Source organism: Mesorhizobium sp. M6A.T.Cr.TU.016.01.1.1, from assembly GCF_003952585.1.
In the GTDB taxonomy this organism is placed as follows: domain Bacteria; phylum Pseudomonadota; class Alphaproteobacteria; order Rhizobiales; family Rhizobiaceae; genus Mesorhizobium; species Mesorhizobium mediterraneum.
Genome location: NZ_CP034452.1, coordinates 2,708,296 through 2,730,358, shown reverse-complemented (window position 1 = coordinate 2,730,358; position 22,063 = coordinate 2,708,296). Strand labels below are relative to the sequence as shown.

27 protein-coding genes, 1 tRNA gene and 1 pseudogene are annotated in these 22,063 nt (G+C 59.9%); 11 read left to right on the top strand and 18 right to left on the bottom strand.

Annotated features, from left to right (window positions below; translation table 11 throughout):
• Positions 1-288: 288 nt before the first annotated feature.
• Positions 289-751, bottom strand: a pseudogene (locus EJ075_RS13155) (response regulator); the annotation flags it as partial.
• Between the two features lie 331 nt (positions 752-1,082).
• On the opposite strand from EJ075_RS13155, the gene EJ075_RS13150 reads away from it, so the two are divergent.
• Positions 1,083-1,442, top strand: coding sequence for a hypothetical protein (locus EJ075_RS13150; protein WP_126104618.1), 360 nt, complete (start codon positions 1,083-1,085; stop codon positions 1,440-1,442).
• A gap of 35 nt (positions 1,443-1,477) precedes the next feature.
• Here the strand turns inward: EJ075_RS13150 and EJ075_RS13145 are convergent, their stop codons facing one another.
• A complete protein-coding gene (locus EJ075_RS13145; protein ID WP_245458148.1) occupies positions 1,478-2,179 on the bottom strand; it encodes a DUF2865 domain-containing protein in 702 nt (233 codons plus the stop codon).
• 34 nt (positions 2,180-2,213) lie between these two features.
• On the opposite strand from EJ075_RS13145, the gene EJ075_RS33535 reads away from it, so the two are divergent.
• Together EJ075_RS33535 and EJ075_RS13140 are read left to right on the top strand one after the other, a co-directional pair.
• Positions 2,214-2,849, top strand: a complete 636-nt coding sequence (locus EJ075_RS33535; RefSeq protein WP_245458147.1) for a hypothetical protein — start codon at positions 2,214-2,216, stop codon at positions 2,847-2,849.
• Between the two features lie 59 nt (positions 2,850-2,908).
• Positions 2,909-3,124, top strand: coding sequence for a hypothetical protein (locus tag EJ075_RS13140; RefSeq protein ID WP_126104617.1), 216 nt, complete (start codon positions 2,909-2,911; stop codon positions 3,122-3,124).
• A 216-nt stretch (positions 3,125-3,340) separates the two neighbouring features.
• On the opposite strand, the gene EJ075_RS13135 is transcribed toward EJ075_RS13140, so the two are convergent.
• Positions 3,341-3,868: a hypothetical protein gene (locus EJ075_RS13135; RefSeq protein WP_348627372.1), complete on the bottom strand. Its 528-nt coding sequence runs from the start codon at positions 3,866-3,868 to the stop codon at positions 3,341-3,343.
• 270 nt (positions 3,869-4,138) lie between these two features.
• Here EJ075_RS13135 and EJ075_RS13130 point away from each other — a divergent pair, with 270 nt between their 5' ends.
• Positions 4,139-5,023, top strand: a complete 885-nt coding sequence (locus tag EJ075_RS13130) for a hypothetical protein (protein WP_245458146.1) — start codon at positions 4,139-4,141, stop codon at positions 5,021-5,023.
• Between the two features lie 445 nt (positions 5,024-5,468).
• On the opposite strand, the gene EJ075_RS13125 is transcribed toward EJ075_RS13130, so the two are convergent.
• The 6 genes from EJ075_RS13125 to EJ075_RS13085 form a co-directional block, all read right to left on the bottom strand.
• On the bottom strand, positions 5,469-6,359 hold the full coding sequence (locus tag EJ075_RS13125) for a glutathione S-transferase family protein (RefSeq protein ID WP_126104616.1): 891 nt from the start codon (positions 6,357-6,359) through the stop codon (positions 5,469-5,471).
• 27 nt (positions 6,360-6,386) lie between these two features.
• Positions 6,387-6,968 carry a VOC family protein gene (locus EJ075_RS13120; protein WP_126104615.1) on the bottom strand — a complete coding sequence of 194 codons (582 nt, stop codon included), beginning with the start codon at positions 6,966-6,968 and terminating at the stop codon, positions 6,387-6,389.
• A 900-nt stretch (positions 6,969-7,868) separates the two neighbouring features.
• Positions 7,869-8,042 carry a hypothetical protein gene (locus tag EJ075_RS33110; RefSeq protein ID WP_164547091.1) on the bottom strand — a complete coding sequence of 58 codons (174 nt, stop codon included), beginning with the start codon at positions 8,040-8,042 and terminating at the stop codon, positions 7,869-7,871.
• A gap of 734 nt (positions 8,043-8,776) precedes the next feature.
• Positions 8,777-8,998, bottom strand: a complete 222-nt coding sequence (locus EJ075_RS13105) for a hypothetical protein (protein ID WP_245458145.1) — start codon at positions 8,996-8,998, stop codon at positions 8,777-8,779.
• Between the two features lie 766 nt (positions 8,999-9,764).
• Entirely contained in the window at positions 9,765-10,238 is a 474-nt protein-coding gene (locus EJ075_RS13090) for a hypothetical protein (protein ID WP_126104611.1), read from the bottom strand.
• Positions 10,235-10,459 carry a helix-turn-helix transcriptional regulator gene (locus EJ075_RS13085; protein ID WP_126104610.1) on the bottom strand — a complete coding sequence of 75 codons (225 nt, stop codon included), beginning with the start codon at positions 10,457-10,459 and terminating at the stop codon, positions 10,235-10,237. Before EJ075_RS13085 ends, EJ075_RS13090 begins: the two co-directional genes overlap by 4 nt.
• A 327-nt stretch (positions 10,460-10,786) precedes the next feature.
• Here EJ075_RS13085 and EJ075_RS13080 point away from each other — a divergent pair, with 327 nt between their 5' ends.
• The 3 genes from EJ075_RS13080 (at position 10,787) to EJ075_RS13070 (ending at position 11,774) form a co-directional block, all read left to right on the top strand.
• Positions 10,787-11,062 (top strand): hypothetical protein, encoded by a 276-nt coding sequence (locus tag EJ075_RS13080; RefSeq protein WP_126104609.1) that lies wholly within the window; start codon positions 10,787-10,789, stop codon positions 11,060-11,062.
• Positions 11,059-11,310, top strand: a complete 252-nt coding sequence (locus EJ075_RS13075) for a hypothetical protein (protein WP_126104608.1) — start codon at positions 11,059-11,061, stop codon at positions 11,308-11,310. Before EJ075_RS13080 ends, EJ075_RS13075 begins: the two co-directional genes overlap by 4 nt.
• A 113-nt stretch (positions 11,311-11,423) precedes the next feature.
• Positions 11,424-11,774 (top strand): hypothetical protein, encoded by a 351-nt coding sequence (locus EJ075_RS13070; RefSeq protein WP_126104607.1) that lies wholly within the window; start codon positions 11,424-11,426, stop codon positions 11,772-11,774.
• 50 nt (positions 11,775-11,824) lie between these two features.
• Here EJ075_RS13070 and EJ075_RS13065 read toward each other — a convergent pair whose 3' ends face one another.
• The 5 genes from EJ075_RS13065 to EJ075_RS13045 form a co-directional block, all read right to left on the bottom strand.
• Complete coding sequence (locus EJ075_RS13065) at positions 11,825-12,577, bottom strand: TIGR02391 family protein (protein ID WP_206437547.1); 753 nt, start codon at positions 12,575-12,577, stop codon at positions 11,825-11,827.
• Positions 12,578-12,579: 2 nt separating this feature from the next.
• Entirely contained in the window at positions 12,580-13,026 is a 447-nt protein-coding gene (locus EJ075_RS13060; RefSeq protein ID WP_126104605.1) for a hypothetical protein, read from the bottom strand.
• Positions 13,027-13,201: 175 nt separating this feature from the next.
• Positions 13,202-13,276: transfer RNA gene (locus EJ075_RS13055), tRNA-Glu, on the bottom strand.
• 90 nt (positions 13,277-13,366) lie between these two features.
• Positions 13,367-13,774, bottom strand: coding sequence for a VOC family protein (locus EJ075_RS13050; protein WP_126104604.1), 408 nt, complete (start codon positions 13,772-13,774; stop codon positions 13,367-13,369).
• Complete coding sequence (locus EJ075_RS13045) at positions 13,771-14,157, bottom strand: fimbrial protein (protein ID WP_206437546.1); 387 nt, start codon at positions 14,155-14,157, stop codon at positions 13,771-13,773. Before EJ075_RS13045 ends, EJ075_RS13050 begins: the two co-directional genes overlap by 4 nt.
• A gap of 16 nt (positions 14,158-14,173) precedes the next feature.
• Here EJ075_RS13045 and EJ075_RS13040 point away from each other — a divergent pair, with 16 nt between their 5' ends.
• The 3 genes from EJ075_RS13040 to EJ075_RS13030 all read left to right on the top strand — a co-directional run bounded on the left by EJ075_RS13040 (position 14,174) and on the right by EJ075_RS13030 (position 17,169).
• On the top strand, positions 14,174-15,259 hold the full coding sequence (locus EJ075_RS13040) for an RluA family pseudouridine synthase (RefSeq protein WP_126104602.1): 1,086 nt from the start codon (positions 14,174-14,176) through the stop codon (positions 15,257-15,259).
• A 207-nt stretch (positions 15,260-15,466) separates the two neighbouring features.
• Complete coding sequence (gene rpoH / locus EJ075_RS13035) at positions 15,467-16,378, top strand: RNA polymerase sigma factor RpoH (RefSeq protein WP_029348727.1); 912 nt, start codon at positions 15,467-15,469, stop codon at positions 16,376-16,378.
• 281 nt (positions 16,379-16,659) lie between these two features.
• A complete protein-coding gene (locus EJ075_RS13030; protein ID WP_126104601.1) occupies positions 16,660-17,169 on the top strand; it encodes a hypothetical protein in 510 nt (169 codons plus the stop codon).
• Positions 17,170-17,202: 33 nt separating this feature from the next.
• On the opposite strand, the gene EJ075_RS13025 is transcribed toward EJ075_RS13030, so the two are convergent.
• From EJ075_RS13025 to EJ075_RS13010, 4 genes are all read right to left on the bottom strand, one after another.
• Complete coding sequence (locus EJ075_RS13025) at positions 17,203-18,075, bottom strand: MBL fold metallo-hydrolase (protein ID WP_126104600.1); 873 nt, start codon at positions 18,073-18,075, stop codon at positions 17,203-17,205.
• 151 nt (positions 18,076-18,226) lie between these two features.
• Positions 18,227-18,886 (bottom strand): peroxiredoxin, encoded by a 660-nt coding sequence (locus tag EJ075_RS13020; protein ID WP_126104599.1) that lies wholly within the window; start codon positions 18,884-18,886, stop codon positions 18,227-18,229.
• 182 nt (positions 18,887-19,068) lie between these two features.
• Positions 19,069-19,434: a cell division protein ZapA gene (locus tag EJ075_RS13015; protein ID WP_095487243.1), complete on the bottom strand. Its 366-nt coding sequence runs from the start codon at positions 19,432-19,434 to the stop codon at positions 19,069-19,071.
• A gap of 11 nt (positions 19,435-19,445) precedes the next feature.
• A complete protein-coding gene (locus EJ075_RS13010; protein ID WP_023797069.1) occupies positions 19,446-19,718 on the bottom strand; it encodes a DUF4164 domain-containing protein in 273 nt (90 codons plus the stop codon).
• Positions 19,719-19,990: 272 nt separating this feature from the next.
• Between EJ075_RS13010 and tkt the strand changes: the two genes are divergently transcribed.
• Entirely contained in the window at positions 19,991-21,982 is a 1,992-nt protein-coding gene (gene tkt / locus EJ075_RS13005; protein ID WP_126104598.1) for a transketolase, read from the top strand.
• The last annotated feature ends 81 nt before the right edge of the window (positions 21,983-22,063 follow it).

The window sequence follows — 22,063 nt, the reverse complement described above, 5'->3', positions numbered from 1 at the left end:
CGGACAGGCGGTGCAAATTTGCGTCGAAAAAGAAAATCCGGGCGGGAGCGCGTTGCATGCGGCCAAAGGAGGTCATGGCCGCGCCATCGCCGAAACAGGTCCGTTGGGGTAAATCTGATCCTGTTTCTTGCCGGCGGTCGCTGCTCCCGCCCGTAACTGGAGGGCGGAACTCGAATGTGCTTATTGTCCCAACCCGGCGCACGCTTTGGTATGGTGCGATCGCACCATAGTCTCGTCCGCAATGCGTCGCCGAATCTCAGCTGAATTTCTTGCAGCCTGACCGGATGCCTATCCCGCGTTGCGCTGGATTTCTCCGTCCGCGCCGAGCCAGCGCTCGACCTTTTCGAGCAAGGCCCTGGGGCTGATGGGCTTGGGCAGGTAATCGTCCATGCCCGCCTCCAGGCACCGTTCGCGATCACTCTTCAGCGCGTGCGCGGTGACGCCGACGATCGGGACGTGCGTGCCGGTCTCTTCTTCCAGCCGCCGAACAGCGGCGGTCGCGTCGTGGCCGTTCATCTCAGGCATCGAAACATCCATCAGGATCATGCGCGGATTGAGCCTGCCGAAGGCATCGAGCGCCTTGCGGCCATTGCCGACGATCTCGAAGCCGTAGCCGGTTTCGCCGAGAATCTGAGTGAAAACCATTTGGTTCACCTCGTTGTCCTCGGCAACGAGGATGTTCAGCCGATGCCCGGTGGCCTGCCGGCGTGCTGGTGCGGGGACGAACCGGTGGCGGCTGCAGCAGCGCCCGCCCGGACGCGGCTCCGTATACGGGCAGCGGCGGTTGCACCGGCGATGACTGCGCCATGTCGTTCTCGGAACCGCCGGCCGGCGGCGCGCCGGAATGTGCCCCACAAGCATTAACGTTCCGCTAACCTTAACGGACCGTGACCAGTGCATCGGATTTGGAATTCGCTCGTTGCGCCGCTCCAAGCTGGGGCGAATTCGCATTCGCCACACTGCAGCGCCGCGCCTCGTTTCGGGCGCGCTACGGACGCTGCGGCCCTTTGATTTTGCCCGCGATATTCCGACGGTTGCCGCTAGAACCGAAGCGGCGTTACAATCCCGCAAGGGTGTTGCCGATGTTGGGACGGATTCTGCCTTTTTTGCTGTGCCCGATGCTGCTGTTCGGGAGCGGCTGCTCGCGCAGTTATGACGGCACCGTCGTCATTCCAAGGCCGCTCGATGTCCGGCGGTTCTGGGACAGGCCGCCGCAGCAGGCGCAAGCCGAACAGCCGCAGTTGCAGACCGATGTGTTTCCTGTGGCGCCCGAAACGCCGAAAAAAGCCGAGGTCCGCAGAACCAACGCCCCCGTGGCGCCGAGAAGGCAAATCACCAGGATTTCCAAAGATCCGCCGACGCCGTCATCCGAGCCGGCAAAACCGCTCACTTGCAGGAATATCAGCCAACCCGGAAAACGGGTCCGCATGGTCTGCGAATAGCCGACCGGCATTGCGGTGACCTGAACTCCACGGGGTCAGTTTTCGGGGAAGAAAGCCGGTCCGACCACCCTTACCGGCCGCGTTGCGGTCAATTTTTCGATCGACTGATGCTGGGCGGCGCCCTTGGCTTCGGCAGTGGGAGCCCCGAGATCCGGAGCTTTGGCATCGGGTCCGAGAATTTCCGCAACGGCGCCAAGATCCGGCTTTGTCGTCGGCAATGGAATGATGGCGTTGGCCATGTTGGCGGGTGTTACCGTCCGCGCCCTGAGTTCGGCGACCCGCCGGGAATACCGCTTGACGCTACAAGCCTTGAAATTGGCGTCGTCGCGGTACCGGAAAGCGGCCGCAAGCTCCGTATAGGGTTTTCGCGTCTCGAGAGCGACCATCGCCTCGGTCTCGAGGCTGGCATCCTCCAGCGTATAGAGGTCGACACCGGGATCGTCGCAAATGTAGCGGCACTGATCGACGGTCTCCTTCAGATCGTCTCTTTTGGCGAACTGCGATTTTGGCGCGGGGAAGAAATATCCGTCCGACAGGCGCACGCAAAACAGCATCGGGCTGCCAGCATATTTCAGGCCAGCGGACTGGGTTTTGGCTGCCGAACGCTGGTCCTGCTGCTGCTCTTTCTGCCGATTCTGTTGCTTGGCGGTGGGCGCGCAGCCCAGGGCGGCGAACCTGGCCCGCAGGCCGGCTGTATTCCTGCCCGCATTCGATGCGGCCGCGATCTGGCGTTGCACCTCTGCCTTGCTCCTGACGAGATCGGCACAAGGGTTGAAGAAGAACCCGACCAGCGAACTTTTGGCCGAACATTGGCGCTGTTTCTCCAACCGTTGGATCGCAACAAGCTGCCGGCGAAACTGCGCAAGCTGCGGGCTCGACCCGCCGCCGCGTTCGGCCGAACGCATTTGGCTTTTGATCGCGCTGCAACTATCCGCGTATGAAGAGAAAGTGCCGAGCATAAATGCCGTCACCAATACCGGCACAAGAAACATGTCAGACCAGAAGCGTGTCATTGGAGCGACCATTGCCATTGTTTCTGCCGATAACCTGGAACCGCATTCTTTGTTGATGGTGAATAAGGGTTCTCTAAATGAGCACCACCTAATTCCAGCGAGATTGCAGTTTCAAGAGACTTTAATACTAGTGTATTACATGTATTCGCGTAAATTCAATATTGCACTTTGTTTCAAGATTGAGACGAAACCAAAAACAACGCCGGCTACCCGCGCCACTGCCGAAAATTTGACCAGACTGGCAGGTTTCGGACTCCTCGATCGACCGGTGAATTTCCGATCAATCCGGCGTTACCGGCAGTTTCGCACTGAAACCTTTGTCCTGTCTTCGGCGTTAAATGGCCATTGCAGCGCCGCGCGTCCCTTTGGGCGAAAGGCCGCTGTAACGTTTTGATTTGGCGCATGGTCCTTTCCGGTCTTGGGCCATGCGCTGGACGGTCAAAGGAGACGCGCATGTCGATTCACTTCACTGTCTCGGGCCTGACCAGAAATCTGTTTCATTCGCTTGGACTGGACCATGAGCGCGCGCCGAGACCTCTCAGTCCTGAGCAAAATCTTTTGCTGGAATGCTATCTGTCCGGCCAGATTCCGGAATCGGCCTGGAGCGACTACGTCTTCGAGACACCGGAATTGGCACGCCATGTCAACGCGAGGCGCGGGCAGCACTAGTGCATGTCGCCCAAAAGTGCGCAGCGGTTTTGGGATAACGACATGCATAAAAACAAAGGCTTAAAGCACGTCGATTGAATCCGTTTCAACGCGACGCGCTTTAACATCTCGTACCGGAATTCGGCCCGATCGCTTTGGGATGGCGCCACCGGACTACGCGTGGCTGAATGCGCCCGCCCGGAAACGAGCGGGCCTTTGCTTGGGGGTGACGCCCGATTACTGTTTGGGCGAGCTGAATTGCAGGGTGAAGATGTTGCCTGCAATCCCTTGGGCGAGCGCCGGCGAAAAGCTCAGCGGCAAGCAGTCTTCCACGGCGGCGATCGCGGCATCGACAAAGGATTGCCGTGCCTTCGCGTCGCCGGTCACGTTGATGGCAGCCGGCCTGGGCGGGCCGATCAGCGTGCCATTGCGCTTGAAGCTGAAGCTCAACGTGACGGTTGAATTCCCGGCATCTGCCGGCGGGGTCCAGCACGCCTGGATCGCAGCCCCGACATCATCCATGGTGTTGAGCGATGCGGCATTCGATTGACAGGTGGCGACTGCCAATATCGCGCCCGCAATCACGCACAGCCCTGCAGCGCGTTTCATTGCAAGTCCTCGTCCTTCCGCCTTGCCCCACAGCGATATGGTACGGACAATGGCGACGATGACAATATGTTTTGCAAGGGCTTGATGCCCGGCAACCGCGAAGTCAGGCCGCAGTTTCCCGGGCGCAATGGCCCTTGAAAGCAAAAAGGCCGGCACATGGCCGACCTTTCCTTCCCACCTCGCCCGCGCCAGTACATCCGTGGTCACGAGTTGGGGTGAATTGCCGATCAGTAGATAGGGCTTTGATTAACAAATCCTTAGCTGGCGGGGCTGCTCACCGACGCGTCCTGGCCAACCCTGATCGGCGTTTTCGTGATGAATGCGGAAAGTCGTTTTTAAAACCAGCACAGACTATTAATCGTTGTGCACCAACATGTTGGCGCGTGAGACATATCGAAGTAACTATCGTATTCTGGAAGTCGATTTATGGCCGTGCTTGGCGCCCTCCCTCCCGACGTTCTCTGTCGACCAATTCGCGAAGCTGATTGGGAAGGGGTGGTCGACTGCCTGTGCCGGGGCTTTCCGAAGCGTGACCGGAATTACTGGATACAGGCGCTGACCCGTTTGTCGCAGCGGCCTGCCGTCGCCGAGTTCCCACAATACGGCTTGGCTTTGGAGAAGGCTGGTCGGATCGTTGGCGTTGTGCTGACCCTATATACCCGTTATCGCGGGCAGGAAGGCGACGAAGTCCGCTGCAACCTTTCAAGCTGGTCCGTCGACGCGGAATCCCGTCCCTATGGCGCCAAATTGGTTACGACGATTCTCAAGCAAAGGGACGTGACCTACACGAATATTTCGCCGGCGCCCGCGACATTAAAGGCTAACTGGGCGCTCGGCTTTCGCCCCCTTTCCACCGGACAATTCGCCTTCTTGCCGGCTTTGAATTCAGTGCCGCGGTCATATCGCGTGCTCGAGGCTCGTCCCGATCTTGCGGAAATGGCGATGCTGCCCGACAGTGAGAGATACATACTCTCGGAACACTCCGCGCTGGGCTGCATGTCATTGATTTGCATTTGCGACGGCGTGGCGTTTCCTTTCGTATTGATGCCGCGCCGAATATTGCGTGGTCTTGTCCCGTGCTATCAGGTCATCTATTGCCGCTCCCTCGCGGATTTGAGCCGGTGCGCCGGCGCTGTGGGGCGCTTTCTCTTGCGAAGCGGCATCCTGCTTTGCGTGGTCGACGCCAAGGAGCCGATTGCAGGTCTGCACGGGCGGTACCGCCACAACAGGGGGCTGAAATATTTCAAGGGCCCCAAACCACCCTCGCTTGGAGATCTGACGTTCACCGAGCTTGTGATATTCGGTCCCTGAACGACAAGCGCAACAACCTGTTGGGCTCTGGCGATGCCGAAAGTGAACCCCCGCCTTGGGCGAGGGTTCCATTTTTGAAGCTACGATCTGCTACTGAACAGGGGCGGTCTGAGCTGGCGGGGTTGCGGGTGCCGGCGTCATCGTGTCGGCTGGAGGTGGCGGCAATTGGCCAGCGGTCGTCGCCTGCGTTCCTCCTGATTGAGTTTGGTCACACGCCGCCAGGGCAGCAAGCGCCAAACCGAACGCGGCGAATAAAGGTAGTTTGCGGGTCATGTACAGTCCCTTCTATGGACGCCACCCGCGCGGCCCCATCATCGGGACCCATGCCCCCAGGTCAACCGTCGCTTCTTCGTCGACGCTTCAAACATTCTTACGTCCAGTAAAAGGCAGGGCTTTCGACCTCTGTTTTAGGTCGGCTTAGGAAGCAACCGTTAGAGCGAAAGCCTCACGCCTCGGCCTGTGACTTCACATAGGCGATATAGCCGCGCACGTCGCTGGCCGGCTCCGCGTAGGCCTTGCCGAGCTTCTTCTCGATCGCCGCCATATATTCCTTTGCCCATTGGGGCAGCGCGTAGTCGATGACGGCGAGGAATTCGAGCGTCGCCGCTAGACGAATGTCGGCGATCGATGGGTTCTTGCCGCCGATGAACGGCTTGCCGTTCCTGAAGAAGCTGTGAAAGACCTCCAGCGGCTCGGCAATTGCGGCCGCCGCGGCCTTCTGGGCCTCCGATTTCCTGTCGGGGTGGGCGTCGCTGTGGCCGACCTCGCCGGCATATTGCGGGAAGTTCAGCGCAGGATAGGTGGCGCGCGCCACATAGGGGTAGAGCGTGCCGATCAGGTAGAACATGGCGCTGTCGATCATTGCCCGCTTGGCCGGCGCCTTCGGATATAGTTTCTCCAGCCCATGCTTGTTGGCGAGATACTGCATGATGGCGCAGCTTTCCCACAAGACGCCTCTCGGCAGGCCCTTGTCCTCGATCATCGGCGTCAAATGGGCTGGGTTTCGCGCCATGTATTCAGGCGAGCGCGTGTGGCCCCATACGTCGGTCTCGGAATGATCCAGCCCCGCCGCCCGCGCAAACACCCGAACGCTCATATTATTGACGCTCGGCTTCAGCATGCTGAGCGTCAGTCCGGGCTTCTTCGCTGATTTCGCTACGGCCATCCGCGCGGACTTCGCGGATGCCTTGGCTGCAGGTTTTGCGGCGGCTTTCGTTGCCGACTTGGCGGAAGCTTTCGACGCCTTCGCTGCAGGCTTTGTTGCGGCCTTGGCAGCTGGTTTCGTAGCGGCCTTGGCGGCCGGCTTCTTCGCACTCTTCGTTGTCGTCTTTGCCATTGAGTTCCTCCCTCGGGGTTGCTGTCGTCAGTATGGATTTTTCGGTGTCCGGTCGTCCGACAAGGTTGCGCGGGAGCGCTCGACCAGCGCCTGGATCGCGTCGGCGAGATGCACTTCGGCTATTGCGTAGTCGCCGCGCCCAACGCGGATTTTGTGCGCCTGCATCAGAACGTCGGCGTGGGTGAAGCCCGCCGGCGGCTCGAAACGGTAGGAGGCGAGCTCGATCAGCAGGCCGAGCGGATCCTCGAAATAGATCGAATCCATAAAACCGCGATCCTTGACGCCGCTATGCTTGATGGCGCGCTCGTCGAGCCGGGCGACCGCCTGCAGAAAGGTAACGCGCGACACCGCAAACGCGATGTGATGGACGCAGCCCAGATCGGTCGGCGTGCGCCGTTTCTCCGGCGTGCGGCTCTCGTCGGTGAAGATGGTGATCAGCCGGCCATCGCCCGGATCGAAATAGAGGTGGCTTTCGCTGGCCTTGTCGAGGTTGGGCTGCTCGAAGATGAAAGGCATGCCAAGCACGCCTTCCCAGAAATCGATGGAGGTCTGACGCCCGGCGCCGACCAGCGTGATGTGATGGACGCCCTGCGATTGCAGTTTTTGCATTGGCCCTCTCCCTAGATCTTCTCGTTCCCGACGAGCGTCGATCTATTCGCTGCGCGACAGATTCGTCCCGGCGGCGTTCTGCGCACCGTCCTGGACCTTTAGCCCCATTACATGCCGCGATGCTAATTCAATTGAGGGCGCCGCGCCAGAAGTGGCGACTCCGGCCGTGACCGACGGCGATACCCGTGACGCAAATGCTTTGAAATTCTTGGTACGCCCAAGGGGAATCGAACCCCTGTTCCCGCCGTGAGAGGGCGTCTACTGAGACCAAGCCAGTTCACCTTAACGGCCACGACCTGCGCGACATGCCCTGGAGCATCGGCGCGAGCTGCTTGCTGGTTTGATTTCGGCGGGAAGTCGCATCCAATTCAGTCAGTCTCTTCCGGGGGAAGCCAAAGCAATCTTTCATCTGCTTGATCAAGCCGGTCTGGAGGGGATGGTCTCGAAGCGCTGTGGCAGCAAGTATCGCAGCGGGCGGTCGATCAACTGGCTGAAGGTGAAGTGCTGCACCGTCGACGAATATGAACTGCTGGGCGTCGAGCGTGAGGCTGGCAAGCCAGCATTCGCCCTCATGGGGGAGATCGGCACGCGCAAATATGTCGGGTCGGCTTTCATCAATTCAAGCCGAGCGATCCCGCGAGCGGCTATGGAAGCGAGTCCAGGAGCATGCCGGGCCGCCGCCGAAGGGCATGAAGCGGCCGGCTACGCAATGGGTCAAGCCGGGGCTGATCGGCCGTGTCAAGCACCTACGCGGCGAGGACGACTTGCGGCACGCGTCGTTGCAGGATTTCAGGGACGAAGGAACTACGGAATGAGCACCCGCGGTACGAACTTCTTGCACAAATGGCTGAGCAACGGCCTGCCTGAGAGCCATCTGCCTTCACAAAAGGTAGCATCGTCTTAGCTCCAGATGAACGCGAGGAAGAAACCGGCAATAGCAATTGCCGAGATGACATTGGGCCATAAGGCATCGTTGGCCGGTTTGGCTGGCTTGTACCTGTGCCCCGTGCGGGGCAGCAGGTCCGGATCGTAGCGCACGTGGCGCTTAAGGTCGTATTTGATTGGCCGTTTCATCGCGGGCCTTGACCACCAGCGAGCTTAAGAGGAGGCGCTGTGCTGGCTGACCAAAAACTTGCGCTCAAGGCAACGGAATAGCATCATTCGAACGAACACTGTTCGTCATGACGAGTAGGGAAGTGAATGCGGTCGGCGGCGCTTTCAAAGCTCTAACCGCGCGTTCTGGCTTTCGGTTCTGGCGCGCTTTCCGACGGATTTTCAGTCAACTTTTCAGATCGCCGATCCCTTGCCAACAGGGACTTCTTTTTTCTCGCCGGCAGCTCATCGCCCTCAGCGGTCGCGCGGCCATGCTTCGCGGCAATCGCATAGTCGGCTCTGTTCGTTCGATAGTCTTTTTTTGCACAGCTATCTCCCGATTCAGAAGATTAACGCGGCATAGCGCCAGGCAGTTTTGAAGGTCGCTAATGTGCGAGACAACGCGCTTCGCTCTGGCGGGGACGGCCCAGCGGCTTGGGGGAGGCCGCTGGGCCTGACCAGCGAGCCTTCGGGGGGCGCTCACCTAGCTGGGAGAATACATGCGCTCAAGCTAATGGAATCGAAACATGCGAACGAAGTACGTGGCGGTAATTCCGCTGTGTAGAAGCCATAAAGGTGCCCCGCAATGGGTCAATACGTCTGGCACCCCAATTGCACGGTCAGCGATGCCGGGTACCCCAATGCACGGCACTCATGGGGCCCGTCGCTTCGCAAATGTAGCGGCGGGTCTATCTACATACAGGTCGCGTCCCAGCCTACGCGCTGCCGGGTTCGCTTTCCTCGTCGATCGCTCGGACTGGCAGATAGGCGTTGGTTTCCAGCCATTCGCGCAGCACGATCTGAATGAGTTCCGACCGGCCAATTTTCATTTCAGCCGCGATGGAACTGAGGGCGTCCTCAGTTGCGGGCTCCAGCGGCACGCCGGAGACGTTTCTAAGCATCAATGCAGCGCGACGTAGGATGATCTGCTTAGTCAAGAGATTGCTAATATAGGTGACGCTTCATCCAATCGATGGACGAAGCCCATCAAAGGCCGGTGCTAATTTGATGCATGTCGCGACCTTACTTAGCCCCGAGCCACCTTGCTATCGCTATCTTCGCGATCAGCGTCAGCTATGCCGAAGCCGCGGACCGTAAGGTCGAAACCGCGACGCTCGGTACGTACGCCAATTCGAAGAATTTGCCGGTTTGCACCGCGTCAAGCTCACTCTTCGAAGTCCTCGGTGACAAGTGTTTTCTCGTCAAAGGTTCGATGATCTATGGCGACATCGCGGAGCTGTCCCAGATAGTCACTTTGAGCTGGTAGCCATGAGGCTCGCGACCCTCCACCTTGAAACTGCGAGATACGGCGACGTTTATCGCGCCGCAAGGCTCACGAGGCTAAGGCAGCAAGTGATCCGGCACATCAAGCGCACTGACGCCTCGGCTCAAAAAGTCGAGCAAGCGCTGGCTAGGTTGGCCGAAGCAAACGCACCCATGGACCGGCTCGCGCGGCATCAGTAGGGCCACGCTCATGCACGCCTCCGCATCGGCACGATGTGCGGCGGGTTGTTGGGTTGCTGCATGTTGCGTTCCCTCTACATCCGTTTCGCGATGCCTGGGATGGCGCTGGTGATCTTGGCGGTCGGGCGTGCTTGACGGTGTAGGCCACTGCTGCGACGCTCCCTACATCTCGTTGTTTTCGATGATGCCGGCTTCGCCCCGTGCTGAGGCCTCGCAGCGATTTTCAAAAGATGCAGATCGCTAGGTTGGCACAAGCCCCAAGGCCTGCAAAGTGATGCCCGCTACGAACAGTACTGCCGCAAGGCCAACGGCGTTTACAGATTTTCCGGTCGTGGCCTTCTCCTCGATTATTGGCCACAAGCGAATGGCTTCGATCAGGTTCAAAATCTCTAATTGGATTGCGATCTGATCTCCAAGCTGCCGCCGTAAATCGTCGAATGTGACTGTTCGATCTAAGATCAGCCCCCGGCTCGCATCGACCCATTTCGCAAGCTCTTCCTGCTTGTCGGCGATCCGGCGGCGCGCTTCCTTTTCGCTCCACGCCACGCCCGGTTGTTTCTCCGTTTTCACCTCACGGTGCAAGCGGCGTATATCGAAAGCCAGCACGACAAAGGCGCTTAGATCGAGAGCAATTCCCAGCGAGATCCGAGCCCATTGGGGACCGAAAAGGGAAGCTAGGTATTGAAGGTCTTGAAAGGGCGAAACGTCGGTCACTTTCTTAACCTCACCCCAGCGCCACCGCCATTCTCTGGAATGAACTCAACGCCAGCTGCTTCAAGGGCCGCTTGAACCGCCGAGATGGAATGTCCGGGCGGTGTCGCTTCAGTCTCGATTCTGGTCACGGTGTTCCTGTGCACGCCGGACCGCTCGGCGAGATCACGGACAGTCCAGTTCAGCAAGCCCCGTGCGGCCCTTACTTGTGCGCTTGTCACCATGAAACGTTCCTGTATAGTGCATATGTCACCATATCGGTGCACTTAGCACAAAAATAGGAGGGATACCAATGACAAACACCTCAGTCCGGCCTGGCACCGCTGCGACGGCAGCCTTTTTGCTCCCGGCGGTCGGCGATGCCGAGACGATACGCCTTGGTGGGCCAGCCCTAATTGAACTCGGCAACGAACTTGATCGCCTCATTGCCGAATGGCGACACGTCCACGAGGATTGCGAACACAAATGCGAAATCTGGCACGCCATTGCAGACAAGGAAGGCGTGTCGCCGCAGAACAACGACGAACCGGTGGCAGGGTCTGAGGACCGCCTTGAACGCTACTTGGAAAATCAGCAGAGAGACTGGGGCACACGAAGCCATTGATGCGGAACACGCCGCCTATCGTCGCATCGATGAAATCAACAAGCTCATTCGGACAATACAGCCGACCACGCTGGCTGGCTTGGCTGTATGGGCAAAGGCAACACGGTTCGATTGCTTGACTGTCGATGCGCTGGCAATGCCGCTGGAGGATGCCGATTGGGACGATGAGTGCCTGATCAGGTTTCTTGCCGAGGTCGAGCGGATGGCAGGAGAACTGTCATGAACGCGCCTTCTAACGACCTCAACGACCTCCAATCCGATATCGGCAACCTGCACCAGTTACTCGAAGTGCTCTATGAACAGACCACGGAACAAGAGTTCGAGCGCGAGGGGAAGAGGGTCGCATTGGCGGACCAGATATGCGCGCTAACGGCGATCGCCCGCGACTTTACAGAGCGTATGCTGGAGGCGGTGGACGCCTGCCATGACAAAGTAATCGCCGACGCCAAAGCCAGAAAGCCGGCGGCCTGACCCCTCAACTGGCAAATCAAACAAGCCCGTTGCCTCACGGTGGCGGGCCTTTTTTGTTGCTGAGGAACCATACACTGCTGCGGCCGTTGAGCCCCACCCAAAGGGAGATCACAATGGCCGACGACCCAAACGAAGCCGCAAAGCCGACGGAGACGCAGCGGGAAGTTCAGGAAGCCTTGGAGAAGCAAGTTGCGCAGCTGAAGCGCGAGATCAGCAGGATCAATCGAACGCTCGCGGAGCGCGCTGAAGAGGTGGTCGAGGAAGCCACTGGTTGGTATGAGGGCGCGGCGGATAGCGTGTCTCGGACAACGCAAGCGCTTCGCAAAAGGGCGTCTACTGCTTCCGGTGTCGTTCAAGAAAATCCTGGCACGGTATCGTCCGCCTTCATGCTGGGCGCGGCTGTAGGCTTGCTGTTGGGCCTTGTTCTTGTGGCCGGCGACCAGCGCCGGGATCGCTGGATCTAATCACGCTCAAATGAGGGCCAGAGCCCGCTGCCTCACGGTGGCGGGCTTTCTTACGGGTATATTTTCTTCATCATCGCATCGACGATACGTAGAAGGTGGTTTGCAACCATTATGATCTCTGCCGCTTCGTCGGGATCATCAAGTGCCACCTTTCTGTGCGACTGTGGGTTTTTATACGAGCCAATCGCGCCAGCAAATAACTCCATCCTCGCAACTCGCTCGCCCGCATCAACCGTCATATCGGACAGTTGGCCATTTTCCGGAGCAAAGGCAGCGCGCATCAATTTGACCCCAAGCAGGCTTGCAGGCAGGGCTGCGGCATTTCGGACCGTGACCTCAACAGCCTTCATCGCTTCGAACACTGCGGTGTCGTATTTTCCGCGGTGGTACAGTGCCCAGACATCTTCCCTGATAGTCGCGTGGAGCGATTCCTTGGGGACACGGCGCGCGCTATGAGCAGACTGGTTTGCCGGTTCTGCCGCCAGTTTTCTTGCCCGTCGGCTCAGTGACATTATTGATTCATTGTAGCCGGCATGAGGAACCAACAGCGCGGCTCCAACCAACCAAGCCCATGCTTCGCGAAGTGCCTCTTCGATCCCCGGTTTGAACGTTCTGGGATACGTTCCTTCGCCGTGCGCCGGAGCTTGGGGATTGCCATTCACCAGAATGAGCAACGTGCTGAGCTGGATATGTTCGTGCCTTGGCCATCGAGCCAAATACGGGAGAAGCCGCAATCCCAGCTCATCAACTTCGAAGGCAATAAGAGCTTCGGCATCTGGAATGAACTCTGACAACTTCAACACGATCAGCCGTTTTCGGCGTTCGGCATTTGGAACCCCACCGGAAGTGCGGTGTCGCGCCCGTTGTAAATGCCCTGGCATTTAGGGCATAGATTGTGCCCTCCGAGTCCGTGTGAAATCTGGATTTGAAGCCCTTGGGTCTGTTCGCAGGTTGGACAGAAGGGCAATGAGGATGGCTTTCCGTCGGGCTTGATCCCATAGTTGTACTGGCCAACCCGAACCGTTTTCACCTTGCCGTCGGAGAGCACCTTCAGGCGCCTTATCTCTGAGTCCCTTTCCTGGATGGCTTCACGTGCATCAGCCAGCGCCATCTTTGTGTCGCTTAAGGCTGAATACAATTCTGCGAGCTTTAGTTTGAACTCAGCGTCAGTGAACGTTTTCTCAAACTCTCGGAGCTGCCTGGCGATTTCCAGCGCTTGTCCGACCGCAGCTAACCCGCCGACGATATCCATCCCACTCCCCACCCTCTCCGAGCGACAACGCGCACGTAGCGATAGTCGCAGGAAACCTTTGGAAAGCAACAAGGCGGGTCCGGCTCACGCCGAATCTGTTCGCTGAAATTCGCTGGGGTTTATTCGGTGGATATTCGATGAAATCAGGCCGTGGAGGCTAAGTCCTTGAAATCCTTGGTACGCCCAAGGGGAATCGAACCCCTGTTCCCGCCGTGAGAGGGCGGTGTCCTGACCGCTAGACGATGGGCGCGTTCAAGAACCGGCGATATAGGCTGACGGCCGAGAAAAAGCAACTGGGCTTCGGACAGTCGATCACACCGGCGAAATATCCGTTGCAGGCTTAGCGTTTTGGCTGGATCAAGTCCCAGAGATTTCCATGGAGATCGGCGAAAACCGCCACAGTGCCATAGGCCTCGTGTCGGGGCGCCTCACGGAATTCGACGCCCTTTGCGAGCATCGTCGCGTGGTCGCGGACGAAATCGTCGGTTTCGAGAAACAAAAAGACGCGGCCGCCGGTCTGGTTGCCGATGCAGCTTGCTTGCGCCTCGTCCGACGCTTCTGCCAGGAGCAGCTGTGCGCCTTGTCCATTCGCCGGCGCCACCGTGACCCAGCGCTTGCCGCCGCCCAGATCGACGTCCTCGGTGAGCGAGAAACCTAGCTTGCCTACATACCAGGCGATCGCCTCGTCGTAGTTAGCGACGACAAGCGCGACGGTGGCAACGCGGCGATTTTCCGCAAACGCAGTCATCGGTTGCGGATCGAAAAGCGACCGATGATGCGGCGCTCAGTAATGTCGTAGACAAAAATGGCGCGGCTGCCGTCGGCAAGTTCCGCATCGATGGAGATGCGATTGCCGGAGAGCGACTGGCTGATGACCTTGGCGCCGACCGGCAGCACGATGTCGCCGGTCAGCGGCTCGCCTGATGGCACCTGGATGTCGCCGGCCAGCGGCGGGCTAGCCGGCGGCGCGGTGCGCGTTTTGTAGACAAGGGCCGCGATCACCACCATAAGGGCAAGGAACAGCAGGCCGAGATTGATGGCGACGAAGCGGACGAGCTTCTTGCGCACCTTTTCGACTTCGGGGTCGAGCGGCTTTTCCTCGTCTTCGTCGGCAACAGCCATGGCAAACATTCCGGAACGATTTTCGATGAGCGCTCATAACGAAGAGGCCCCCATATTGATAGAGGATGGATTGATAGGCGATGGATTGATGGAGGGCGGATCGCCAGATGGTCGATCGATCGTGCTGGAAGCGGGTCCCGATGTGGCCGGCCAGCGCCTCGACCAATGGCTGGCGGGCAAGCTCGGTCCGGACATGTCGCGCAGCCGGGTACAGATGCTGATCAGGCAGGGCGCGGTCAAGGTTGGCGGCCAGCCGGTCAACGAGACGAAGCGCAAGATGGCGGCCGGTGACCGCGTGTCGGTCGACATGCCGGAGCCGGAGCCGGCGGCGCCGCAAGGCGAGAACATCCCGCTCGACGTTCTCTACGAAGACAACGAATTGATCGTCATCAACAAGCCGCCGGGGCTGGTCGTCCATCCCGGCGCCGGCAACTGGACCGGCACGCTGGTCAACGCGCTGATCCACCATTGCGGCGACAGTCTCTCCGGCATCGGCGGTGTGCGGCGGCCGGGCATCGTCCACCGCCTGGACAAGGAGACCAGCGGCGTCATGGTCGTCGCCAAGACCGACCGCGCCCACAAGTCATTGTCAGAGGCCTTTGCCGACCATGGCCTGACCGGCGACCTCAAACGCGCCTACCTGGCGCTGGTCTGGGGCATACCGATGAGACCGACAGGCACGGTCGACGAGCCGCTTGGCCGCGCCGCCGATCGCGTGCGCCGTGCCGTGGTGCCGGAGGGCCGCGACGATGCCCGCCACGCAATCACCCATTTCACCGTGATCGAGCGCTTTGGCGAGCAGCAAAAGGAATTTGCCACGGCAAGCCTAGTCGAATGCCGCCTCGAGACCGGCCGCACCCATCAGATCCGCGTCCACATGGCCCATATCGGCCATCCGGTCATCGGCGATCCCGATTACGGCCAGGCCTTTCGCACCAAGGCAAACCGGCTGCCCGAGCCGCTGAAAGGCCGGGTGAAGGCATTTCCGCGACAGGCATTGCATGCCCGCCTCCTTGAATTTCGGCATCCGACAACCCATTTAACGATGAGTTTCGAGGCGCCGGTACCGAGGGATATGGAGGCACTCGCCGACGGCTTTCGCAAACTCTGAACCGCCATCCATCCATTCAAACCTGATCGGCAAAAACCTGACCGGCGTTGTTCACTTTGGCGTGACACACTGTTTCGTGTTGAACCAATGCTGTCCTTTCTGGTTTTGTTCCTATATACATCCGCTGTCGCGACGAGCCTTTTGGCGTTCGCGATATATGCCCGCCGCGTTTCGGGGGCACCACTCCAAGAGAGAGGGGGCGCTATCATGGCCCAGTCATTACCCAGTATCGTTTCCGGCGAAGGCGGCCTCAGCCGCTACCTGGAAGAAATCCGTCGCTTTCCGATGCTTCAGCCGCAGGAAGAGTACATGCTCGCCAAGCGTTACGCTGAGCATGAGGACACCACGGCTGCGCACAAGCTCGTCACCAGCCACCTTCGGCTCGTCGCCAAGATCGCCATGGGCTATCGCGGCTACGGCCTGCCGATCGGCGAGGTGATATCGGAAGGCAATGTCGGCCTGATGCAGGCTGTCAAGAAATTCGAACCGGAGCGTGGCTTCCGGCTTGCCACCTACGCCATGTGGTGGATCAAGGCCTCGATCCAGGAATACATCCTGCGCTCGTGGAGCCTGGTCAAGATGGGCACGACCGCCAACCAGAAGCGCCTGTTCTTCAACCTGCGCAAGGTGAAGGGCAAGATCCAGGCGCTCGACGACGGCGATTTGAAGCCCGACCAGATCACCGAGATCGCCACCCGCCTCAACGTGTCCGAAGCGGAGGTGGTCTCGATGAACCGCCGCCTGTCGGGCGACGCCTCGCTCAACGCACCGATCCGGGCGAGCGAAGGTGAATCGGGTGAATGGCAGGACTGGCTGGTCGACGACCACGAAAGCCAGGAAGAGGCGCTGATCGAGCAGGACGAGCTGGAAAACCGGCGCGGCATGCTGTCCGGCGCTCTTGCCGTGCTCAACGAGCGCGAGCGGCGCATCTTCGAGGCGCGCCGCCTGGCCGAGGAGCCGCTGACGCTGGAAGAGCTGTCGGCCGAGTTCGACATCAGCCGCGAGCGCGTGCGTCAGATCGAGGTGCGCGCCTTCGAGAAGGTGCAGGACGCGGTCAAGGCCGCGGCCAAGCGCCAGATGCAGGCCCTGCGCACCATCGAGGCGCAGCCGGCGGCGTAAAGCTTCCGACGGAAACAAATAACGGCGGCGTCAGGTAACTGGCGCCGCCGTTTTTTATGGGTCCTCCGACTGCCGGGAGAGCTGTACCTTGGTGCCATATTCTAGCTAGGGTTGGTTATTGCCCGCCCATGCGACGCGCTACCGCTCCACCAAAGATGCCGGCGGTTTCGGCCTCGCCATCGCGTTCGCAAACGATCTTATTCATAGCGGCATTATAGCAATTTTCCCCAAGCCCTGGAAACCGCAACGCTGCAAGTTGTGAAACCAAAGGCAGTATGACGATGACGATTTCTCAGTTTCTCACCGCTCTCGGAGCCGAAGGTCCCCCAGCCGACCGAGCGAAAGACATGGCCCTGTATGGATGGCTGATTGGAAGCTGGGAAATGGACACGGTCCACTACCTCGACGACGGCACAATCCAGAAATGGAATGGAGAATGTCATTTTGGCTGGGTGCTTGAAGGCCGCGCGATTCAGGACGTTTGGATCAGGCCCAAGCGCCCTGCGCCGTCCACGATGTATGGCACGACTTTGCGCATCTTCGATCCCGGGATCGATGGCTGGCATATCATATGGAACGACCCGCTCAACCGAGATCACTCGCGCCAGATCGGGCGGGCCGAAGGTAAGGACATTGTCCAGCTCGGCAATGACTCGCGCGGTCTGAAAACTCGATGGCGTTTCATAGAGATCACTGCCAACAGCTTCCATTGGATCGGCGAGGAAAGATCTTCCGAGAGCGACCCTTGGAAAATCACGTATGAACATTTAGCCCGCCGAACAAAACCCTGAAGCTAGACTAGCTGGCGTCTGCGCCGCCTCTCATCACAAGCAGTCGAGCGGAAATTTCAAATACCGGCGGCCGTTGGATTCCGGTTCCGGCAAGCGTCCACCATTCATGTTGACCTGCAGCGCATGCAGGATCAGCCTGGGCATGGGCAGCGTCCTGTCGCGCGCCTCGCGCAACGCCACGAAATCGGCCTCTGTCCTGCAGGCGGCAACATGGGTGTTCTTGGATTTCTGTTCCGCGACCGTGCTCTCCCACAGGGGTTCGCGCCCTTCCGCCTGGTAGTCATGGCCGACGAAAAGACGTGTCTGGTCCGGTAGCGCGAGGATGTCCTGGATCGAGCGCCAGAGTCGCGCGGCACTGCCGCCGGGAAAGTCCGCTCTCGCCGTGCCGCTGTCCGGCATGAACAGCGTATCGTGGATGAAAGCGGCGTCGCCGATCACATAGGTGATCGAGGCCAGCGTGTGGCCCGGCGAAAAAAGCACCTTTGCCGGAATGCCGCCGACCGAAAAGGTCTCGCCATCCGCAAACAGCCTGTTCCACTGGGATCCGTCGGCAGGAAAATCCGGCCAGTTGTAGATCACCTTCCACAATTTCTGGACGTCGATGATCTTCTCGCCAATCGCCGTCGGCGCTCCGGTCTTCGCGCTGAGATAGTGCGCCGCCGAGAAATGGTCGGCATGCGGGTGGGTGTCGAGGATCCATTCGACGACCAGCCGTTGATCTCTAATGAAGTCGAGCAGGGCGTCGGCATTCTTCGTCGCCGTGGCGCCGGACTTCTCGTCGAAATCCAGGACCGGATCGATGATTGCGCATCGTCGCGTCTGCGGGTCGGCGACGACATACTGGATGGACCCGCTCGGCTTGTCGTAAAAGCCTGCCACCTGCAGCTTGGCCGATGTCGCGTCCAATCCCGGCTCCCTCAACTCCTACCCGGCAGGAATGGTTTTCCCTGCCGGGGCAAAAGAAGAGCATGGTCATTCGCCAGCGCCACGCCGTCAAGCACCCCATGCTCGTGCAGGCGAGAAAACCGAAAAATCTCCTGTGCCGCCTCTGCCCTGCTCAGGCAGCGGGCTGCTTGGTCTTCCGGAGATACGGCAGGATCGTCTCGTAGGCGCCGAAACGCTTGATCGCATCCTCGTTGGAAACGGCGGCGGTGATGATGACGTCCTCGCCCTGCTTCCAGTTCGCCGGCGTCGCCACCTGGTGCTTGGCGGTCAGCTGCATGGAATCGATGGCGCGCAGGATCTCATCGAAGTTGCGGCCGGTGGTCATCGGGTAGGTGAGCACCAGCTTGATCTTCTTGTCGGGGCCGATGACATAGACCGAGCGCACCGTGGCATTGTCGGCGGGCGTGCGCCCTTCCGAGGTTTCGCCGGCACCGGCCGGCAGCATCTCGTAAAGCTTGGCGACCTTGAGATCCCTGTCGCCGATCAGCGGATAGTTCACCGAATGGCCGGTCGCCGTCTTGATGTCGTCTTGCCATTTGGCGTGGTTTTCGACCGGATCGACGGAAATGCCGATGATCTTGACGTTGCGCTTCTTGAACTCGCCTTCCAGCCCGGCCATCGTGCCGAGCTCGGTCGTGCAGACCGGCGTGAAATTCTTCGGATGGCTGAAGAGCACCGCCCAGCCGTCACCGATCCATTCGTGGAAGCTGATCGTCCCTTGCGTGGTTTCGGCCGAGAAATCCGGCGCGATATCGTTGATACGAAGGCTCATGACGTGTCCCTACCCTGTGATTGCAGATTTGCAGATCGCAGCCGGCACCCACCGGCGCTGCTCTGCCCTTCTACCACTCCGGTGTCATCCTTCAAACGCCTGTTGCCACCGGCATTGAGGCCGGCGGCGAAAAATTTTCATTGCTTCTCGGCAAATGCAGCAGGAATTTCCGCTGCGCTGGCTCAGGCCTTGTTCACCGCCAGCGTCGTGGCCAGATCTTCCATGCGCTGGGCGAGCGCCCCAAGCGCATTCGTCAGCACGGAATCGTTCTTATCGGCCTTGGTCAGCGCGTCGTCACGCGTCTTGCGCAGCGTCAGCACTTCGCTTTCCATGCCCTTGACGCGTTTTTGCAGTTCCGAAAGCTCGTCCATGACCATGATGCCGGCCATCACGGTCAGCCGCTGGTCGCCGATCTCGCCGAAAGAATCCTTCAGATGTGAGACATAGCGGTCGAAGCGCTCGGCGAGGTCGATCAGATGCTCTTCCTGGCCCTCGTCGCAAGCCATGCGATACTGCTTGCCGTCTATGGAAACCGTGACTTGTGCCATTGGGCCAGCCCCTATCTATCCAACACGGCGCGGATGGTTTCCATGGCGGTCACCAGCCGACGCGACACTTCCTTGTTGGCGTCTTCCAGTCGTTCGGCGCGCGCTTCGGAATTGTCGAGTTCCTGCGCCAGCCGCGAGCGGTCGGCGTTCATGCGCTGCACCTCCGCCTCGGCTTCCGTATAGTCGCGCTCGTGCTCGAGCTTGGCCGCGACGGCATTTTCCAGCCCCTCGATGGCCTTACCCAGCCTCGCGATGACTTCCTTGAGTGTCGTTTCCCCGGTCATGGCTTTCGTCCTGCGCCCTGCCCATCACCGAATCATCCACGTTCAGAACGCGTTATGTCTGAAACATTACGCGCCGTGTGAAGCCGACGTCAATAAAGGTCTCGCGACTGTCCCCTGCTAACGCTAATGTAGGGCCTCCAAGACCCTTCTGGCGCCATCACAAGACCGGCAAAAGCGCGCGGGTTTATTGACTAAAAAGCCGCGCCTGCTATGTGTCGCGCACCCCTTTCCAGGGCTCTCCCAAGGCCCCAAACCCCCACACTGGAGGAAGCATGACCTCGCGTGAACAACATGACCGGATGGCCAATGCAATCCGTTTTCTTTCCATGGACGCTGTCGAGAAGGCCCAATCCGGCCATCCCGGCCTGCCCATGGGCTGCGCCGACATTGCCACGGTGCTGTTCACGCGTTTCCTGAAATTCGACGCCAAGGCTCCACACTGGGCCGACCGCGACCGTTTTATCCTGTCGGCCGGTCATGGATCGATGCTGCTCTATTCACTGCTCTACCTGACCGGCTACGAGGACATCACCCTCGACCAGATCAAGCATTTCCGCCAGTTGGGATCGAGGACGGCAGGCCATCCCGAATACGGCCATGCCGCCGGCATCGAGACGACGACCGGCCCGCTCGGCCAGGGGCTTGCCAATTCGGTCGGCTTCGCACTCGGCGAGCGCATCATGAATGCCGCCTTCGGCAATGACCTTGTCGACCATTACACCTATGTGCTGGCCGGCGACGGCTGCCTGATGGAAGGCGTTTCGCAGGAGGCCATCGCACTTGCCGGACATCTCAAGCTGAACAAGCTGATCGTCTTTTGGGACAACAACAACATCTCGATCGATGGCCCGGTGTCGCTGGCCGACAACACCGATCAGGTCGCCCGCTTCCAGGCGTCCGGCTGGAACGCCAGCCACATCGACGGCCAGGATCCAGAAGCGATCGCCTATGCCATCGAGGCGGCCCGCCATTCCGACAAGCCGACGATGATCGCCTGCAAGACCACGATCGGCTTCGGCGCGCCGACCAAGGCCGGCACCAACAAGGCGCACGGTTCGCCGCTCGGCGCTGATGAAATCGCCGGGGCGAGAAAATTCTTCGGCTGGGATTCGGCGCCGTTCGATGTCCCTGCCGACATCCTCGATGCCTGGCGCGACGCCGGCAAGACGGGTGTCAAGGCACGCACCGACTGGGAAGGCCGCCTCGCCAAAGCCGATGCCAATTTGCGCAGCGAATTCGAGCGCCGCATCAGCGGCACGCTGCCGGCGAATTTCGACGCCGTCATCACCGACTACAAGAAGAAGCTCGCCACGGACAAGCCAAAGGTCGCCACCCGCAAATCGTCGGAAATGGCGCTCGAGATCATCAACGGCGCGGTGCCGGAAACCATCGGCGGCTCGGCCGACCTGACTGGCTCCAACAACACCAAGACCAGCCAGACCAAGAACATCGCATCAGACGATTACGGCCAGCGCTACGTCCACTACGGCATTCGCGAGCACGGCATGGCGGCCGCGCTCAACGGACTGACGCTGCATGGCGGCCTCATCGCCTATGGCGGCACCTTCATGTGCTTTTCCGACTACGCCCGTCCTGCGATGCGGCTTGCGTCGCTGATGGGCATCCGCTCGATCTTCGTCATGACCCATGATTCCATCGGTCTCGGCGAAGACGGTCCGACCCATCAACCGGTCGAGCATTTGGCCGCACTGCGCGCCATTCCGAACCACAATGTCTTCCGCCCGGCCGACGCGGTTGAGACCGCCGAATGCTGGCAATTGGCCATTGAGCAGGAAAAGACGCCTTCAACGTTGGCGCTGACCCGGCAGAACCTGCCGACGGTGCGCAACGACTTCGTTGCGGAAAACCTCAGCCGCCAGGGCGCCTATGAGCTGGCCGCCGCCAATGGCGATGCGGCGGTGACGATCTTCTCTTCGGGCTCCGAGGTCGAAATCGCGCTGGCGGCGCGCGAGGCGCTGGAAAAGCACGGCCATCCGACCCGCGTCGTCTCGGTCCCCTGCTTCGAATTGTTCGACAAGCAGAGCGCCGACTATCGCAAGAAGACGATCGGCAACGCGCCGATCAAGATCGCCATCGAAGCCGGCATCCGCCAGGGCTGGGATCATTTCATCGGCACCGACGGCATCTTCATCGGCATGACCGGCTTCGGCGCCTCTGGCACGATCGAACAGCTCTATCCGCATTTCGGCATCACCGCCGAAGCGACGGTGAAGGCGGCGGAAGCCCGCCTGCACGGCGAATAAAGCTTGGCGCCCGCGAAAACGCGCGTAGCGGTTTTGCGGGCAGCCTCAGTTTGGTGGACTTAAATCCAACCCATCGACGGC

Bases quoted from the DNA above. Each gene is read 5' to 3' on its own strand.
- EJ075_RS13030 (WP_126104601.1), top strand. From the start codon at position 16,660: ATGACGATTTCTCAGTTTCTCACCGCTCTCGGAGCCGAAGGTCCCCCA.
- EJ075_RS13015 (WP_095487243.1), bottom strand. From the start codon at position 19,434: ATGGCACAAGTCACGGTTTCCATAGACGGCAAGCAGTATCGCATGGCT.
- EJ075_RS13045 (WP_206437546.1), bottom strand. From the start codon at position 14,157: ATGTTTGCCATGGCTGTTGCCGACGAAGACGAGGAAAAGCCGCTCGAC.
- EJ075_RS13120 (WP_126104615.1), bottom strand. From the start codon at position 6,968: ATGCAAAAACTGCAATCGCAGGGCGTCCATCACATCACGCTGGTCGGC.
- EJ075_RS13070 (WP_126104607.1), top strand. From the start codon at position 11,424: ATGGCCGACGACCCAAACGAAGCCGCAAAGCCGACGGAGACGCAGCGG.
- EJ075_RS13125 (WP_126104616.1), bottom strand. From the start codon at position 6,359: ATGGCAAAGACGACAACGAAGAGTGCGAAGAAGCCGGCCGCCAAGGCC.
- EJ075_RS13075 (WP_126104608.1), top strand. From the start codon at position 11,059: ATGAACGCGCCTTCTAACGACCTCAACGACCTCCAATCCGATATCGGC.
- EJ075_RS13130 (WP_245458146.1), top strand. From the start codon at position 4,139: ATGGCCGTGCTTGGCGCCCTCCCTCCCGACGTTCTCTGTCGACCAATT.
- EJ075_RS13060 (WP_126104605.1), bottom strand. From the start codon at position 13,026: ATGGATATCGTCGGCGGGTTAGCTGCGGTCGGACAAGCGCTGGAAATC.
- EJ075_RS13050 (WP_126104604.1), bottom strand. From the start codon at position 13,774: ATGACTGCGTTTGCGGAAAATCGCCGCGTTGCCACCGTCGCGCTTGTC.
- EJ075_RS13150 (WP_126104618.1), top strand. From the start codon at position 1,083: ATGTTGGGACGGATTCTGCCTTTTTTGCTGTGCCCGATGCTGCTGTTC.
- EJ075_RS13040 (WP_126104602.1), top strand. From the start codon at position 14,174: ATGAGCGCTCATAACGAAGAGGCCCCCATATTGATAGAGGATGGATTG.
- EJ075_RS13140 (WP_126104617.1), top strand. From the start codon at position 2,909: ATGTCGATTCACTTCACTGTCTCGGGCCTGACCAGAAATCTGTTTCAT.
- EJ075_RS13020 (WP_126104599.1), bottom strand. From the start codon at position 18,886: ATGAGCCTTCGTATCAACGATATCGCGCCGGATTTCTCGGCCGAAACC.
- EJ075_RS13085 (WP_126104610.1), bottom strand. From the start codon at position 10,459: ATGGTGACAAGCGCACAAGTAAGGGCCGCACGGGGCTTGCTGAACTGG.
- tkt (WP_126104598.1), top strand. From the start codon at position 19,991: ATGACCTCGCGTGAACAACATGACCGGATGGCCAATGCAATCCGTTTT.
- EJ075_RS13010 (WP_023797069.1), bottom strand. From the start codon at position 19,718: ATGACCGGGGAAACGACACTCAAGGAAGTCATCGCGAGGCTGGGTAAG.
- EJ075_RS33110 (WP_164547091.1), bottom strand. From the start codon at position 8,042: ATGAAACGGCCAATCAAATACGACCTTAAGCGCCACGTGCGCTACGAT.
- rpoH (WP_029348727.1), top strand. From the start codon at position 15,467: ATGGCCCAGTCATTACCCAGTATCGTTTCCGGCGAAGGCGGCCTCAGC.